General features: G+C 45.2%; 9 protein-coding genes and 1 riboswitch. Of the genes, 1 reads left to right on the top strand and 8 read right to left on the bottom strand.

Features of this window, described 5'->3' with window-relative positions; translation table 11 throughout:
* Positions 1-6: 6 nt before the first annotated feature.
* From ABXT60_RS13280 to ABXT60_RS13260, 5 genes are all read right to left on the bottom strand, one after another.
* On the bottom strand, positions 7-1,395 hold the full coding sequence (locus ABXT60_RS13280; protein WP_443630574.1) for a cobyrinate a,c-diamide synthase: 1,389 nt from the start codon (positions 1,393-1,395) through the stop codon (positions 7-9).
* A complete protein-coding gene (gene cobO, locus ABXT60_RS13275; RefSeq protein ID WP_443630573.1) occupies positions 1,395-1,985 on the bottom strand; it encodes a cob(I)yrinic acid a,c-diamide adenosyltransferase in 591 nt (196 codons plus the stop codon). The genes ABXT60_RS13280 and cobO overlap by 1 nt, the downstream gene beginning before the upstream one ends.
* Entirely contained in the window at positions 1,985-3,679 is a 1,695-nt protein-coding gene (locus tag ABXT60_RS13270; protein WP_443630572.1) for an ATP-binding protein, read from the bottom strand. Before ABXT60_RS13270 ends, cobO begins: the two co-directional genes overlap by 1 nt.
* A 60-nt stretch (positions 3,680-3,739) precedes the next feature.
* A riboswitch (cobalamin riboswitch) is annotated at positions 3,740-3,895 on the bottom strand.
* A gap of 249 nt (positions 3,896-4,144) precedes the next feature.
* A complete protein-coding gene (locus tag ABXT60_RS13265; protein ID WP_443630571.1) occupies positions 4,145-5,287 on the bottom strand; it encodes a cobalamin-independent methionine synthase II family protein in 1,143 nt (380 codons plus the stop codon).
* A gap of 88 nt (positions 5,288-5,375) precedes the next feature.
* A complete protein-coding gene (locus tag ABXT60_RS13260; protein ID WP_443630570.1) occupies positions 5,376-6,701 on the bottom strand; it encodes an NAD(P)/FAD-dependent oxidoreductase in 1,326 nt (441 codons plus the stop codon).
* Between the two features lie 35 nt (positions 6,702-6,736).
* Here ABXT60_RS13260 and pip point away from each other — a divergent pair, with 35 nt between their 5' ends.
* Entirely contained in the window at positions 6,737-7,699 is a 963-nt protein-coding gene (gene pip / locus ABXT60_RS13255) for a prolyl aminopeptidase (protein ID WP_443630569.1), read from the top strand.
* Between the two features lie 47 nt (positions 7,700-7,746).
* Here the strand turns inward: pip and ABXT60_RS13250 are convergent, their stop codons facing one another.
* From ABXT60_RS13250 to ABXT60_RS13240, 3 genes are all read right to left on the bottom strand, one after another.
* Positions 7,747-10,992, bottom strand: coding sequence for a beta strand repeat-containing protein (locus ABXT60_RS13250; RefSeq protein ID WP_443630568.1), 3,246 nt, complete (start codon positions 10,990-10,992; stop codon positions 7,747-7,749).
* A gap of 815 nt (positions 10,993-11,807) precedes the next feature.
* A complete protein-coding gene (locus ABXT60_RS13245; RefSeq protein ID WP_443630567.1) occupies positions 11,808-13,337 on the bottom strand; it encodes an FAD-binding domain-containing protein in 1,530 nt (509 codons plus the stop codon).
* A gap of 354 nt (positions 13,338-13,691) precedes the next feature.
* Positions 13,692-16,805, bottom strand: a complete 3,114-nt coding sequence (locus ABXT60_RS13240; protein ID WP_443630566.1) for a peptidoglycan-binding domain-containing protein — start codon at positions 16,803-16,805, stop codon at positions 13,692-13,694.

Below are 16,805 nucleotides of genomic sequence, written 5' to 3'. Positions count from 1 at the left end.
CTTAAATTAACCTTGTGTCTGCTTTTGTGAAGTAGGCTGGTTTGATGCACCTGGTGTAATCGGCTTGCTAAATAACCTTGCCACAGCTTCTGGATTAGACGGGAAGAATAAGTGCAAGTAACTGGCAGTTAAGCCTTGTTGGCGATAAATAGATTCACCAGGTGCTGGATGTCGCTGACGCTTACCATGCGCAATTGGGGCTGGCGTATTTTGGCTGCGCGAGCGGTGGTGAGCATGGGCTCGCACTTCACCTTCTGGTAGCATAGCTGCTTGCATACCCTGGCAGCCACGCTTGCCACGCATGGTGCCTTGGCCTTCTAAAATGCCAACCATGGTATGGGTGACCTCATCTAGATCAGTTAAGCCTTCCAGGCAATATAAAAAGCCACCACATTCGGCTAAAATAGGCTTACTTTGGGCATTAAAAGCTCGGATGTCTTTTAACATGCTGCTATTTTCCGACAGTTTCTTAGCATGTAACTCTGGGTAGCCTCCAGCAAACCAGAGGGCATCCACGGCAGGTAAGTGCGTATCGTTTATGGGGGAGAAATAACTAAGCTGCGCTCCCATAGCTTCTAGCAAGTGGGTATTGGCGCTATAAATAAAGCTAAATGCAGCATCACGAGCAATACCAATTTTGGTACCAGCCAAAAGCCTTTCTGGCGGGGCTATATCTTGGTTAACAAAAGCCACTGCTGGGGGTAAATTACAAATAGCTTGCTCGCCTAGCCATGCTTTGCCTAAGTTGAAGCGTTGTTCTAACTCCTCACGTACTTCGTGCGCCTGCACTAGGCCCAAGTGGCGCTCTGGCAGCGATACTTGTGGGTCTCGCGCTAGGTTTGCCAGCAATGGCATGCGGCCATCCAAGGCATCACGGATTAGCTGAGCATGACGCTCTGTGCCACAGTTGTTGGCAACTAAGCCATAAAATTCAACATCGTCCCTAAAATTAGCCAAACCTAGTGCAACTGCAGCAGCTGTTTGTGCCATGCCCTTAACATCCATCACTAACGCAACAGGAATGCCAAAGGTAGAGGCTAGGTCTGCACTTGAAGGCTCGCCGTCAAACAGTCCCATCGCCCCTTCTACTAAAATGAGGTCGGCGGTTTGGGCGGCCAAATAAAATTGATGGCGACAATAAGCCGCCCCTGCCATCCATAAGTCTAGCTGCGTGACAGGCTGGCCAGAGGCTTGTTCTAAAATCTGTGGGTCTAGGTAATCAGGCCCCATTTTAAACACTCTCACGTTGCGGCCTAGGTCTCTATGGTAACGAGCTAGTGCGCTAGTAATCGTAGTTTTGCCTTGGCCAGACGCAGGCGCCGCTAAAAATAATGCGGGGCAATGCGCTACAGTGGCTTCAGAAGCTGAAGCAGGTTGAGGAGTGATTAGTGTCATTAATATTCAATACCAGCTTGAGCTTTAACGCCTATGCGAAACGCATGGCCATCATCTTTTACGGTGCTAATCGTGTCGGCATATTCTACCAGTGCTTCAGGCATTACTCGGCCAGTAATTATTACAGTTTGGTGATGTGGACGGTTAGCTAGGGCTTCTAACACAGGCTCTAAAGGCAAATAGTTATACTTAAACACATAGGCCATTTCATCCAGTACTAGCATGTCGACACTAGGATCTTTTAATAGGCCCTGGGTGATCTCCCAAGCTTTTTGTGCGGCTGCAATATCGTTAGATTTATCTTGCGTTTCCCATGTAAAACCATGCCCCATCACGTGCCAGTCCAGGCCTGAGTAGTCTTTAAAAAATTTGTATTCACCAGTTTCAACACGTCCTTTAACAAACTGAACTACAGCTGCTTTTTTGCCGTGGCCTAAGCATCGCATCATGGTGCCAAAGGCAGAGCTACTTTTACCCTTACCATTGCCACGTAATAGAATGGTAACGCCACGTTCCTCTGTGGCCTTAGCAATACGAGCATCAATAACAGCTTTTTTAGCTGCCATGCGTTCTTCATGGGTTTTACTCATTAAACAAGTCTCGCTTGGGATAAGGTTAAATACTCTGCGTTTAAAGCATGCGCGATCTGCTGCCCACGGCCGCGCTTCACCTGGCCTTGTTCAATGTCTACGAGAACAGATTCACCATGCAATTTGAGGCCTGATAAATCCTGCTGCACACGGCCGTCAGTAATAATAGTATTAATAATATGGGTCGCTGGGTTTCGCCTAAGTAACCGGGTTGCAAAGGCCCTAGCGTGGACAATGGCTTGTTTTAGTGGGGTGCCGCCACCTGCGCCAAAGGTGTTAAGCAATGGGGCCATGGCTTTGGGTGCACGACCTTGGCTGTATAGCTCAGACACTTGGTCATTACCAAATCCCAGCAGCACCAATTGCTGGCGGGCTAAATAAGCGTGATGAGCCATACCTGCTACTAAGCCTTTTGCCTGGCTCTGGCCATCACCATTTAAGGTCGATGCGGATGTGTCAAGCAGCACTAGGTGCATTACTGGATCAGCACCTCGTTGGCGGCGGTAGCGTAAGTCGATGGCATTGGCTCTATTACGGCCTGCAATTAAACTAGAAAACCAATTAATACGTTTAGACCATTGCCGAGTTACTCTACTGTTGCCTTGGCCTTGTAGGCCTTTACCAGCATTGGTGGTTAAGTTTGGAATTGCCTTATGGGTGATTTCGTTTTGAGCAATATGGCGTATTTGGCCCGTTGTTTGTTTAGTTGGGGCCATTTCTCCCCAGTCTTGTGCACGTTTGTGGTGTGCTGTTTTTGGCTTGCTTTGGCTTGGGCGCTCGAAAGGTGGCGGGTTTTGGGGTGGTTTATCGTTTGGGGTATTGGGCGGGCTGAGGGTATCAGTCTCATTACGGCGATGCATCAGTACTAGCTCTTCAACGGCATCGATGTCTACTAAAGTGACGTTATCGCCTTGGCGAAGTGCAGCATTGGCTTGAGCAGCCCGAAGCCATACTAAATCGCCTCGTACCCCATCTACTTGGGCTGCTACACAGCGTTGGGCTATTTGCAAACGCATTTCGTCGCTTGCTGTAATTAGACTGAGTTGTAATTGTGCCTTTCGAATGCGGGTTTGCAAAGCCTCTTGTGGCTTAGCATAGTCTGCTAAAAAGGCTTCAGGGTTGGCATCAAAGTCTTGGCGGCGACGCACAATTTCTACGCGTTCGTGGGCGCTGTAGGTATTCTCAAGCGCCACACCAAAGCCAAAACGATCTAGCAACTGTGGTCGCAAGTCGCCTTCATCGGGGTTCATGGTGCCCATTAGGGTAAATTCGGCTTCATGCTGGTGGCTAATGCCATCACGTTCTATGTGGTTCACGCCACTGGCAGCAGCGTCTAATAGTAAGTCTACTAAGGCATCTGGTAAAAGATTCACTTCGTCTACATAAAGTAAGCCTTTATGGGCCTTACTTAAAAGCCCTGGCGCAAAGGTAACCTGTTGTTCACCAAGTACTTTTTGTAGGTCTATAGTGCCAGTCACCATCTCTTCGCTAGCCCCTAGGGGGAGAGTAACTAATTGGCTTAGGTTGGCAATATTGAGGTCTGCTAAACTGCGAGCCAAGGTAGACTTGGCACTACCACGGGGGCCACTAACGAGCACACCACCAATCGCAGGATCAATAGCTAGCAAAGTTAACGCCAGCTTAACTGGAGATTGGCCAACAACGGCAGTAAACGGGAAGTTTGATTTGAGCATAGCAGTATCCATCGCACCCACCGCACGATTTATGTGAAACCCATTATAAATGCTAGGTTTCTGATTACATTTTGAGGGGCTGGTATCGGACTAAATCGCCTAGCGATTCACCGTTGCGGGGGCAGTGTTGGCTCAAGACCGGGTTGCCGTAATCTTGTCCATGCTTCCCATTTAACTGCCTGTTTGCCAAGCAGAACCACTCATTTCCCACTATTGTAGGCTTATATGGCGAATAATAATACGTTTATAAGGTGACTAATGTATTAGGTGCGGCCTGGGCGTATTCAATCTCGTCATGGTTTTAGCTAAAGCTTAACTCTACGGTAAAGGTTGCCTAAAACGGTACATTTTTACACGTGCCATGTAACGCTTAGGCGCAGCTATTGCCTAGCGTTTGGTACCCCTTTTGTTCACTTAATCAAGCCTGATTTACTAGAGCTGTCAAATAGTAAAAAAAGATTAAAGCTAGAGACCCCCCATGCGCTTGCTTACAAGTGCAGCGCCTTCAGAAAGGGATTTTAACTTGGCAAAAGCAATGTCTGGATCTACCGCCCCAAAACCTGCAAAGGTACCAAATCCGCAGTCAGAACCCGCAACGACTCTTTGCGTACCAACAATATCAACAAATTTTTGTATACGCTCTGCAACTAATTCAGGGTGTTCAATAAAATTTGTAGTGGTGTCCACTACACCAGGAACAAGTATTTTATTGTCTGGTATTTCGTTCTTGCGGTCGCGAAAGACCGTCCACTCATGAGCATGACGAGGGTTTGAGGTTTCAAATAAAGTATATTGTGCTTTAGCCTTCATTAACGTGCTAAACACCTTATTCATATCAATGTCACAACAGTGAGGCCCCTCATAATTACCCCAGCAGATATGGATCCGTACTTTTTCTTCTGGCACATTCTGTAGCGCATGATTGAGAGCTTCCACATGTGACTCTGCAACCTTTATAAACTCTGAGTCTGACAAATGGCTAAATAACATATGCCTAGAAAGAGCTAAGTCTGGGCAGTCTAGCTGCAAATCTAACCCTGAAGCCACAATAGTCTCGTACTCATCTCGCATAGCATCTGCAAGGGCTGCTAGATAAGCCTCCCTGGTTGAGTAATGGTCATTTTGTAAGAATAAAGAAATAACGCCAGGTGAGGCAGCATTCATAAAGCCTCTTTCGATTCCATTTTTGGCCATAGCTGCTTTTAAATTAGAAATGTCTTTTTGTAGCTCTCCCTGCCCTTTAGACTTTACTTCTCCAGTACACATTGGCCGAGCATATTGTGGTGTGCCACCGTCATCTGATAAGCGTTTAAGAAAGCCTGGGAAAAGTTTTAAATCTTCTGGAGGGTTACGAGGACTATCACCTGAAAAACCCGTATATCTATCTTTCACATAGGTTGCATATGATATTTTTGATGTTTCTCCATCGCTAACAATGTCTATACCAGCATGTTTTTGCTTCTCCACAGTATCCAGCACATTACTTGTCATACACTTGTCAAACCCAGTCTCATCGTAGTGCTGCTGATTTTCTTTTGAAAAAATATAGTCAACAACGTCTTGAGTTCTCGGCAGTGAACCTACATGGCTAGTGAGTATTTTGCTCATTTCTAATTCCTTTATAAAATGTAAATGTTTATGTTGGTTTATGAGGACACCTAGCCTACAAAATGGATAAGCCAAAGGCCAAGACCAATTACAGTGAGTCGTTTTTCTGATGAAGGGCGCTAAGCGCTTTAGTGCGTTGTCTATTATCCCACCAATCCCTAGTTCTATACCAGGCACTAGCTGCAGGCATGTGCCAAGTGCTGCCATGATGGTAAATTCGGCTTTGTAAGGGGGTTTGCTCAAACACTGAAAACTGCTGCTCTGGGTGGAGCATTTTTAGGGCAGCTTTGTGGCCCAAGTAGGGCGCCATAGCTACACCATTACCGCAGTAACCCATGGCGTGATAAATGCCATTATGGCAGCCTATGTTAGGTAGTTTACTAAAACTGAAGCCAGTAAAGCCCGTCCAGCAATGGCTAATTTTAGTGTCTTTTAGACTTGGAAATATTTCTGTAAGTTTAGTTGTTAGGGTGGTTAGTGCCTGTTGCGGTGTGATGGCGTGCAAGGCTACGCGGGAACCAAGCATTATGCGTTTGCCGCAGGGCGTGGCTCTATAATAGCAAAAGCGCTGGCGGGTCTCAACCATACAGTGACCACCAGGCAATAGCGCTTGAACCCTGTTTTTTCCTAGCTCTTCGGTGACAATAATGAAACTGGGCACTGGCATAACGCGCTTGGCAAGAAACATAGAAACGCTAGGTTGGGTGTAGCCATTAGTGGCCATGAGCACCTGTTGGCAATGTATATTCTGTCCCTTAGTGCTTATGTTAAAACCATTTAGGTGAGGCTTAACTCTACTTACAGGTTGCTCACCAAATACTCTCACGCCAGCGTCTAATGCCAGCTCTAGCAGCCCTTGGTGTAATTTCTTAGGTTGCACGCAGGCATGGTCTTTGTAGAGCAAGCCACCAAAATATAATTCTGTATCAATATGCTCAGCCATTTCATCAGGCGTCACCATACGCGCTGCAAACGTTTCAATTTTTTGTAACCCTGCATTGGCCGCGGCCATGGCTGTGTAATCCTGTGGTGTCCATGCGGTACGTAAACGACCACAGGCGTGTAAATCACAGTCGATGTTTTGATTAACAATAAGGTTTTTGGTGAAGTCTAGTGAGGCATTGGCCTCACAATGCAATTGGGCAGCGATGGTTGGCCCATAATGCTTCTGTGCATCAGCCACAGACATTTTGTGGCCAGAGCCCAACATACCGCCGTTACGAGTGCTTGCGCCAAAACCTATAGCTTCACTGTCTAGCACAATAACCTGACAGCCTGCTTCTGCTAAGGTTAGTGCTGCACTTAAACCAGTAAAGCCTGCACCTACAACAACATAATCGGCTTTGGTTGGAGGCGCTTCAGTGTTACGATATTGGGGCTGATCTTGCCACCAGTAGGGTGTAAATTGGGTCATTTTTGCTAAACATAGTCTTATATTGAGTTGACACCATGCAACAACTTTATCCAGAACTCAAACCCTATCGAGAATTTTTTCTCTCCGTAACCCACGGGCACAGCCTTTATGTAGAGTTGTGTGGCAATCCTCACGGTATCCCAGTTGTCGTCATGCACGGTGGCCCAGGTGGGGGCTGTGGGCCATCATCACGGCGTTTCTTCGATCCTAATAATTACCATATTATTTTAATGGACCAGCGCGGTGCTGGACGTTCCTTGCCACATGCCAGTTTAGAGGCTAATACAACACAGCATTTAATTAGCGATTTTGAGCTGCTACGCGGCGAGTTAGGCATCTCTAAATGGCTATTATTTGGTGGTTCTTGGGGCAGCACGCTTGCTATCGCTTATGCCCAAGCACATCCAGGTCAGGTATTAGGGCTTATATTAAGGGGTATTTTCTTAGGCCGCAAAAAAGATGTGGACTGGATCTACGAAACGGGTGGCGCTAGCCGCATGTTTGCAGACTATTGGCGCGTATTTCAAAAGCCACTTCTCAACACAGCTGCTGAAGCAACTGGACAAATGGTTAACCACTATTATGAATTACTATGCGGAACTGACGAACTAAAGCGTTTTTCAGCAGCAAAAGCATGGGCCACTTGGGAAGGTAGCATTGCCACTTTAGCGCCAAATCCTCCTTTGGTAGATAACTTTGCAGATGGTCATTTTGCTTTAGCATTAGCGCGAATTGAATGTCATTATTTTGTTAATCAGTGTTTTCTTAAGCCTAACCAATTATTAAGAAATATGCACAAGATTAGCCATTTACCTGGCATTATTGTGCATGGTCGCTATGACATGATCTGCCCGGCAGAACAGGCTTTTGAGATTCATGATGTTTGGCAAGAATGCCAATTACATATTGTGCGAGACGCTGGTCACGCCCAACAAGAGCCAGGTATTGTAGATAACCTTATCAAGGCAACTCGTGAGTTTGCGGTTAAGTACGCCTAGGCCTGTATGCATAGCTATGGAGCCCCATGTGCCTTTTGGCATAACCTTTAAAACTTCTTGCCCACACTGAAGCTTGTTGAGTTACCACTCACGCCACCTGATGAAGAGAGGGGTTCTAGAGCACCTGTAAAGTACACACCACCTTCACCTGCATAATCGAAGCCAATGGAGGCAGTTCGATAGGTATCCCCATTGGTGCTGTCGGTATAAGAACCTGCAGTGCCATTGTTGGTGTAGCCTGCTGTCTTGCCACTGCGCAGAGAACTGCGTTGAGCACCAAGGCTTGCAAAGGTGGTCAGCGTAGCCGTGTGATACTCAAGACCCACAGTAAAGCCACCTGAGGCTAGCGTCATAGTACGGGCATTCCAAGCAAAGTATTTGCTCTCAGAGTAGGCCCCAATTCTCTCGTTGCTTAGGCTAGCGTTTAAACCACCTATAAAATTTAGCGTGTCATCTATAGCTTGGCTGTATTGCGCGTTAACACCCACAAGCACTGCCAAACCTGAGTAAGAGGCTGTGACGGTCTCAGAGCCAGTGGCTGTGTCGTTATTCATCACCTTGCGTTTGCCATCGTAGGCATTATGACCAATAAAGCCAAAGGCATCCACAGACCAAGTGTCAGACGGAACCAGGTCACGCAGCGCTGCACCCAAGTTATAGGACTGTGCAGTAATTTCTTGGTCTTTGGATGGGCTAATGTTGAGGTTGCTTCTGGACATGTTGAGTACCAAGTCTATATTAAGACTGTCACTGATTGCGACTGGTGTGCCAATAGTTAGGCCAGCGTTGCGAGCATAAAATGATGATTGAGTTGTGCTTGCGGCCCGCTTTGATGTCCCGCCGTAGAGGTTGGCCCAGGTGTTGCTCTTGGCCGTCTGCGTGGAGGTCATCGACTCTGCAGCGGCGTTCGCTTGGCCACTGCCGAACTCCAATGAGTCAATCATGGCGGAGTTCACGGCAAATTGTAGCTCATCTTGCTCCATGGCGTTGCCGCTGCCAACTGCTGTAACGAGGTTACAGACCGTGACACTCGAAGCTGCGCAGTTTGTACCATTTATGGTGACCTTTGGTTTGCGGCCATCTTGGTCACTGAACGTCCATCGACCAGCGCCTGTTCCAACGTCTGTTATAGCGCCACCACCACCGACAGAGTAGGCATAGGATGCGCCTTGGCCTAAGTTGAGGGTGAGTTTGTTGTTTGTTGCTGGAGCGCCTGCTAGAGCGAATGTGGTGATATCACCAATAATGACTGCGCCCTCATCGAGAATGAAGCTGATGTCTGAGCTGATACTATTAAAAAGTGCGTTTGAGCTTGAATGGGTGGCACTAACTGTCCCGGAAATGGTGATCGTGTTGTCGTTGCCGTCGTTCCGAATGCCGTTTGAAGACTCGCCTTCCGTTGTAATACTTCCTGACACAGTGGTTGTGTTGTCATTGCCTTGGTTGAAAATGCCGTCTGACACGTGGCCATTCGTCACAATACTTCCTGACACAGTAGTCGTGTTGTTGCCGTTGTCGCCCATGTTCCGAATGCCGTATGAAAAGTTGCCATTTGTCACAATACTTCCTGACACAGCGGTTGTGTTGTCATTGCCGTCGTTCCGAATGCCGTCTGAAAAGTTGCCATTTGTCACAATACTTCCTGACACAGCGGTTGTGTTGTCATTGCCGTCGTTCCGAATGCCGTATGAATTTTGGCCATTCGTCGCAATACTTCCTGACACAGTAGTCGTGTTGTTGCCGTTGTCGCCCATGTTCCGAATGCCGTATGAAAAGTTGCCATTTGTCACAATACTTCCTGACACAGTAGTCGTGTTGCCGTTGTCGCCCATGTTCCGAATGCCGTATGAAAAGCTGCCATTCGTCACAATACTTCCTGACACAGCGGTTGTGTTGTCATTGCCGTCGTTCCGAATGCCGTGTGAAATCGAGTCATTCGTCGTAATACTTCCTGACACAGTGGTTGTGTTGTCATTGCCGTCGTTCCGAATGCCGTTTGAAGAATGGCCTTCCGTTGTAATACTTCCTGACACAGTGGTCGTGTTGTTGTTGCCAATGTTCCAAATGCCGTATGAAGACTCGCCTTCCGTTGTAATACTTCCTGACACAGTGGTCGTGTTGTTGTTACCAGTGTTCCAAATGCCGTATGAAGACTCGCCTTCCGTTGTAATACTTCCTGACACAGTAGTCGTGTTGTTGTTACCAGTGTTCCAAATGCCGTATGAAGACTCGCCTTCCGTTGTAATACTTCCTGACACAGTAGTCGTGTTGCCGTTGTCGCCTTCGTTCATAATGCCGTGTGAAGACTCGCCTTCCGTTGTAATACTTCCTGACACAGTGGTCGTGTTGTTGCCGTTGTCGCCCATGTTCCAAATGCCGTGTGAAATCGAGTCATTCGTCGTAATACTTCCTGACACAGTGGTTGTGTTGTCATTCCCGTCGTTCCGAATGCCGTATGAATTTTGGCCATTCGTCGCAATACTTCCTGACACAGTGGTTGTGTTGTCATTGTCGTTGTTCCAAATGCCGTGTGACGAGCGGCCATTCGTCACAATACTTCCTGACACAGTAGTCGTGTTGCCGTTGTCGCCTTTGTTCATAATGCCGTGTGAAGACGCACCTTCCGTTGTAATACTTCCTGACACAGTGGTTGTGTTGTTGGCGCCGTCGTTCAAAATGCCGGGTGACTTGGCTTCTGTTGTAATACTTCCTGACACAGCGGTTGTGTTGTCATTGCCGTCGTTCCAAATGCCGTGTGACAAGCGGCCATTCGTCACAATATGTCCTGACACAGTAGTCGTGTTGTTGTTACCGTCGTTCATAATGCCGGGTGACTCGGCTTCTGTGGTAATACGTCCTGACACAGTGGTTGTGTTGTTGGCGCCTTCGTTCCAAATGCCGGAAGACGAGGCGACTGTGGTAATACCTCCTGACACAGTGGTTGTGTTGTCATTGCCTTGGTTCAAAATGCCGTCTGAAATCCAGCCATTCGTCGTAATACTTCCTGACACAGTGGTTGTGTTGTTGGCGCCTTGGTTCCAAATGCCGTTTGACAAGAAGCCATTTGTCACAATACTTCCTGAACTAGAGACAAAAACGTTGTTGGTGCCGCCAGATGTCTTGATACCTTCTGTGCTGAAAGCTGTAATTATAAAGTCAGTAGCCAAAACTGGCATTGCTAGGGCGAAGCATAGCAAGCCAGAGCCTCCAACTAAAAGGCGACTCTTTTTACTTAGTTGTTCACAGCCAAGTGCAGATACTGTTAAACACGCCCCGTTTGTTTTAGTTACCATGACCATACTAATTAAACTTAAAAAGATAAACTGACCCTTTGTCTATAAAGCATTCAGGTTAAAGGGCATTTTATTGAAACCCGGCTCTGTCGCTATCTGCACTTGTTATCGACAGGTTTAGGCCAAACTTAAGGCATAGGCCAAAAAAAACTTATGACCCGTATTTTAGTGTTCATGTACTTAACAGTTGATTGGGTTGTATTAAACTTGGGAATGACGAGGTTAAAGGGCAAAATAAAAGGTAGTGGTACTTGTGGCTTAGGCCAGTATACATAGGGCTTTTGGGACACCAGAGGTTTGCTAAAGGGGCATTAGCCCGACCTAAAGAAGACCTGCGTCTACAGGCTCCCAAACAGCTCCACACTGTTACTATTCCCGCCATTAAAAAAAGCGTCTGTAGGGCCATTTTTAGCCTCATCTAAAACCCTAATCTACATGTTTGGGTTGATATTCTTGCGTTGCTTAGGGTGCTTCTATGGAGCTTAAGGAGGTGGTTTTTAGGGTGCTTTCAGGGGTGTGGTTATTATAGTTTTAAGTAAACATTGTAGGGTCGTTATTGTCATCCTATCTAGGCGTATAGGCACATTTAGACTCACGTCCCTACCGCACTTAAGACCTAATGCTAACCTCTAGTTTAGTATTGCCACAGACCCTAATTAACCTTGAGTAAGCCTAAGCAGCCGCCACAGTTAACCCAACAACAAGTTACCCCTTTCGCCCCTATGCTTATCTGAGGTTTGTTAGTAGCCACAGGAATACTTCCCCACCATAGTCATTTAGGCATGGAAATTAAATACGATTAAAAAATACATAGTTTAAAACAGTGTTAATTGGTCTTCATCAATTACTATTTTCGATTTATTGGCCCTTTTTTTTCTACTGCCCAGTTTAATATAAACCGAATTTGAGATGGCCCTAAAATAGTCGCTTTTGCGCACGTTCGTTAGCTTGTCTTTTGCTTCTTTTGCTGTTGACTCATGGTCGACAATAGGGTGCGAGTAAATAGTGCCTAATAAAAGTGAATCATCATCCACTAAGTTTTTACCCCACTTCCAGGGCTCGTGAATAAAGGCGTTCGGAAGGTCTTTTAATTCGGGAACCCAGTGCCTTATATAATCACCAGTTGGATCATGTTCAATTGATTGTTTAACTGGATTGTAGACACGCATTGAATTTATGCCGGTAACACCTGATTGCATCTGCAGCTGACTATAGTGAATGCCGGGGTCGTAATCGGTAAATAGACCGGCTAGATGATGGCCCACAACGCGCCAATCCAACCAAAGCTGATAGCTAGCAAAGCTCACAAGCATGGCGCGCATTCGAAAAGTGATCCACCCTTCAGCAATCAAATTGCGCATGCAAGCGTCAATAAATGGGTATCCAGTATGCCCTGAAGCCCATGCTTTATATTTTAGTTCATCGTGTTCACTCTCACGCAGGCCTTCAAAGGCAGGGTGCATACAGTGGGTTTCAATGGAGGGTTGGTCTTCAATTTTTTGTATAAAGTGACAGCGCCATGCCAGCCTTGAGTTAAATGCGGTTAAATTGCGACCAAAGCGCTTTTTTTCTTCCGCATTAAGTTGCTGTTTTCTTTTTTTGATTGATTGAACAACCTCCCTCACAGAGAGACTTCCCCACGCAAGGTGCGCTGACAATCTCGAACAATAAGTAGACGATAAACCTGGCGCAGATATATGGTGGAGATATTGGCTGGACCGATGTTTTAGAAACCCTCTCAAATCGTCAACTGCTTTAACGCGGCCACCTTGCTGCACTGTACCGACAAAAGTTTTACCGAACATAGGATGGTATTTATCTGGCAAAGGTTCTGATGAGTATTTTAACAAGGGCTTTACGCTGCAGGGCCTTGGTGCAATTCTTTCAGCCATGCGTTTATTTCGAAGAGCCGACCAATCATCACGAGAGCTAAGCCTTCTAACGACGCCATTGAGTGGGTATTCATGCAGTGGAATATCCAAGGTAGTGCATAACTTATTAACCCTGATATCCCTCTGGTAGGTCCAGAGGTTTCCCGTTTCTTCGTGTGCGTATATCGCTTGAACATTATATTCTGAATGCAAGCGAGTGATGACATCACAGGTTTCTCCTACTTGAACGATAAGAGGTTGTCCCAATTGTGTTAAAGCAATATTGAGGTCTGACAGACAGTCATAAATGAAATGCCAATGACGACTAGAGCTAAAGCTTTGCTGCCAATAATCAGGCTCCACCACATACAGTGGTATTACGGGCAGGCCTAAATTAGAGGCTGCTAGCAACGGGCTGTGGTCATTGATACGCAGGTCACGTTTAAACCATACAATAATAACTGTTTCTTTCATAATATTTGTCACTTTTTAAAAAGCGGCGGCAACGCTAAAAGCTGCCCTTGAATTTAAAAATGAATGTGAATGGTCACACAATGAGCAGGTCATACGTAACAATCCTTGTAGCTATCTATTTTAACAAAAATAAAGTGGGAAAAGAGGCTTTGTGTTTTGTTAACGGTGCTTAAGTAAATACTTAATGACCCACTTCAGTATGTGCTTTATGACAGACACACCTAACCCGTAACACGTTAATTACGAGAAAATTTTTGGTTTTAATCTGATAGGTCACTCACGATCTGTTAGGCGAAGGTAGCGGCCGCAGCAACGTATTGGTTACGACCGCTATAAATGGTCTTAGCTTATCGATTAACGCAACATCATGAAATAGGCTAAGTCCAGTAGATATAGATCTTTATCTAACCCCAACTCTGCCACTAAAGGGTTTTTGCCAATGCTGTTAGATGCATAAAAGGTCTCGTTTCTGCCAGATTTAAATGCTTCAATTTGCACAAATGTTCCAGAAACGTTAACAAAGTCTCCTATACTTACCTTTGCTAATTCGTTGTAGAGCCTCGAGCTATAGGGAATTGTAGCCACCCAGCTCAATTGATCATCAGAGCCTTCCTCTGTATTCATTGTGCCAGAACCGACAAGAACATCACATGGCAGCTCAGCAATTATTGCGGCATCTCCACCGGCCACCTGAGATACCTGTAACACTTTCACAATCCATTGATCGAGTGAGCCTCGAGGGAGCAGGCTATCTAAGTCTTCTTGGAAGGATCGATGCACCATGTTGACCCGAATTTGATTATTTGACTTTTCAGCCTTATCTTTCTTGAGTCTAAAGTCGTGGTACAGATCGCAAAATAAACGCTCTGTAAGTGGCATGTCCACAATCAATGGGCGCCACTCGTCACTTAAGGTTTCCATAAATGAAGAGTCATTTATTTGATTATTCTTAGACTTTACTTTTACAACAGCTAATTCATTAGTTAGACGTTTAATTTCAGCATCTTTTGCTGTAATGGTTGTTTCGGCAGTCACCAAGTCTGAGGTGAGTTGGCTTGCCACAGCATTTTTAGACAACAAACTCTGCCTTTGTGTTGTATTTTTTTCAGCTATTTGTTGGTTAAGGCTGTTAACTTGGTCATTCAGTTTAGATACTTTTAGTTTATAGGCGGCCTCATCGACTTGTCGCCTAGTGGAAGCCGTTTTAACTAGGCCATTAATTTTAATGGATAGTTGATTGATCTGATCATCTTTTATGTTTATTACATTGTTGGATTCAGCCGTTTGCCTTTGCAGGTCTTTTATTTCAGCCAGCTGAGCATTGGTTAGCAAAAGGTCAAGCAAGTCTTTTTGTAAATAAAGCTGGCTACTGACAACCTTATTACTTTGCTCGCTACCTATTTTACTTAGCAGTGACTGTATCGCCTTGATGGTTTTGGGCCCAAGTAAACCATCTGGTTGTGAAGTTGAAAATCCCTCACGCACCAAAAGGTACTGAATTGTTTTAATTTGGGCATTTGTTAATGATTTTACGGAGACCCATGGCCATGTTGTCACATCCTCAATACCTGATGCTTGTGAAAAACCAATCACGCTTGCTTGGTCCATTTCAACGTAAGGTGTTACGCAAGAATTATTAGAGGCAATGGCATATATGTGTTTGAGCTTTGTACTTACACAAAAACCCAGGGCAATCTTATCAGCGTCCTCAAACGCAGCCAATTCGCTAGTTAGCAGTTTACTATTAAGGTCAGCTATACGCTCCTTCAACGAGACAACCTCAAGGGTAAGCTGGTTATTACGTTGCTTAGTTTTCTTAACAGTTTTACTTTGGGGCTGGTTTAATGTGGCTTCTGCTGTTTTAGCATTCATAGCCATTTGCTGCTTTAATACCCCAACCTCAAGTACAAGCTCCTTGTTACGCTCTTGAGTTTGGCTAACCATTTTACTTTGAGGTGGGTTGTTTATTGCTTTGCCTAATTTTGTATTCAGCATAATAAGTTGCTGTTGTTGGCTACTGATTTTTTTTGCGTTATCGATAATTTTAATGACCATTTGGCTACTAGCCAAAGATAGTTTTTTTGCAGCCATCTCAGCACTGGAAATATAAATAGTGCCAGCATCACAACGTTGATTTGTTTTCGATGGCTTAATAAATGCCTTTGCTCTGTATCGATAACAGCCGAGGGCCTCTTTTTCTATAAGAGTTTGTGCACTGAAGTTAAAAACACTGTATTGGTCTTTTATTGTTATACTCTTTGGTGTAAATAAATTCCCTTTAATGGTCATATCAGTTCGTTGAAAGGAAGCCCCCTCTCTCATAAAATCAGCAGTAATCAAAAGCTTAAAATCACCATCATCTGCATAGGTTCCAACCACTTGCGTTGGCAGATAATTCTTCATAAAAGATTTTCCACGACTAGCGGTTACTAACTTTCCATTTTCTAATGCGAGTGTAATGTACCCTAAAGGTGTTTGTTGTTGGCCTTTTACCCGTTGTATGAAAAGGCGATATTTAGTAGAAAATGCCGAAGAGGGTCCTTGGCTGACTAGCTGTGCCTTGGCTGACAGTTTTTCATTTTCCTCTTTAAGAGAGACGATCCACTCATTTAGTTTTTCAATTCGAAAGGTCAGTGATTTATTTGCGTATGTAAGCTTTTTCGTTGATGAAGCTGTGTCTGCAATGAATTTTTCACTTTGCTTTTTCAGGTATGTAGAGCGTTCATTCAATGACTTAACCTGAAATGTTAATTGCTTATTTTTGCTTTCCAATCCATTTATTAAATCACGTGTTTTAAAGGAGAGTTGGGGGGTGAGTTTTTTTGCGACTATTTTGGCTGTGCTTGCTGATGGCGTCTTATCGTCGGCAGCGGCCAAAATTTTATTAAGATTGCTAACACTGCCACCATAAGCAGCACGAGTGAAATCACCCACTTTTCTCCAACCAATTTTTGCCCTCGAAGACATCCTTGAGTCATTCTCGACTGCATATTTTATGATGTCATTCGAATTGGCCAACATCCACGCTAGCATTATATAATCTTGCTCACTGTTGGCCTTGGCACCATATAAAAATTGCGTCATATCCTGTTGGCGGCCATACTTTGCGGCACCAACATACATGCTTACCCCCCAATCTCTCTTGTGTTGCTTATATTTGCCACGTGAAACTGCCTTGGATATGCTTGCCGCCACACGAGAAGAGGAGTTGGCTATTTTTAACCCCAAATCAGCACGGTTGCCCATGAAGTGGGAGTCGTAAGAGAACTCGACAGAGTTGTTAAGAAACTTTTTACCAAGTACTTTGGTACCATAAAGCTTTACATTCACCACTATCCAAACATCGCTTGCCTTGCGGGCTTCGTTTGTAGATATAACTATGCGGTTATAAGTGACTGAATCATGCTCAGGGAGCACTATCGCCCCTGCGCCATGGCTGAGTAATGAAATGCTGAACAAAAATGTCAA

Origin of the sequence: Candidatus Njordibacter sp. Uisw_056, assembly GCF_047730085.1 — a bacterium.
Classification (GTDB): Bacteria; Pseudomonadota; Gammaproteobacteria; order Pseudomonadales; family Balneatricaceae; genus Njordibacter.
The sequence above is the reverse complement of the archived record's forward strand: the minus strand, read 5'-3'. Positions and strand labels throughout refer to the sequence as shown.

Bases quoted from the DNA above. Each gene is read 5' to 3' on its own strand.
- ABXT60_RS13280 (WP_443630574.1), bottom strand. From the start codon at position 1,395: ATGACACTAATCACTCCTCAACCTGCTTCAGCTTCTGAAGCCACTGTA.
- cobO (WP_443630573.1), bottom strand. From the start codon at position 1,985: ATGAGTAAAACCCATGAAGAACGCATGGCAGCTAAAAAAGCTGTTATT.
- ABXT60_RS13270 (WP_443630572.1), bottom strand. From the start codon at position 3,679: ATGCTCAAATCAAACTTCCCGTTTACTGCCGTTGTTGGCCAATCTCCA.
- ABXT60_RS13265 (WP_443630571.1), bottom strand. From the start codon at position 5,287: ATGAGCAAAATACTCACTAGCCATGTAGGTTCACTGCCGAGAACTCAA.
- ABXT60_RS13260 (WP_443630570.1), bottom strand. From the start codon at position 6,701: ATGACCCAATTTACACCCTACTGGTGGCAAGATCAGCCCCAATATCGT.
- pip (WP_443630569.1), top strand. From the start codon at position 6,737: ATGCAACAACTTTATCCAGAACTCAAACCCTATCGAGAATTTTTTCTC.
- ABXT60_RS13250 (WP_443630568.1), bottom strand. From the start codon at position 10,992: ATGGTAACTAAAACAAACGGGGCGTGTTTAACAGTATCTGCACTTGGC.
- ABXT60_RS13245 (WP_443630567.1), bottom strand. From the start codon at position 13,337: ATGAAAGAAACAGTTATTATTGTATGGTTTAAACGTGACCTGCGTATC.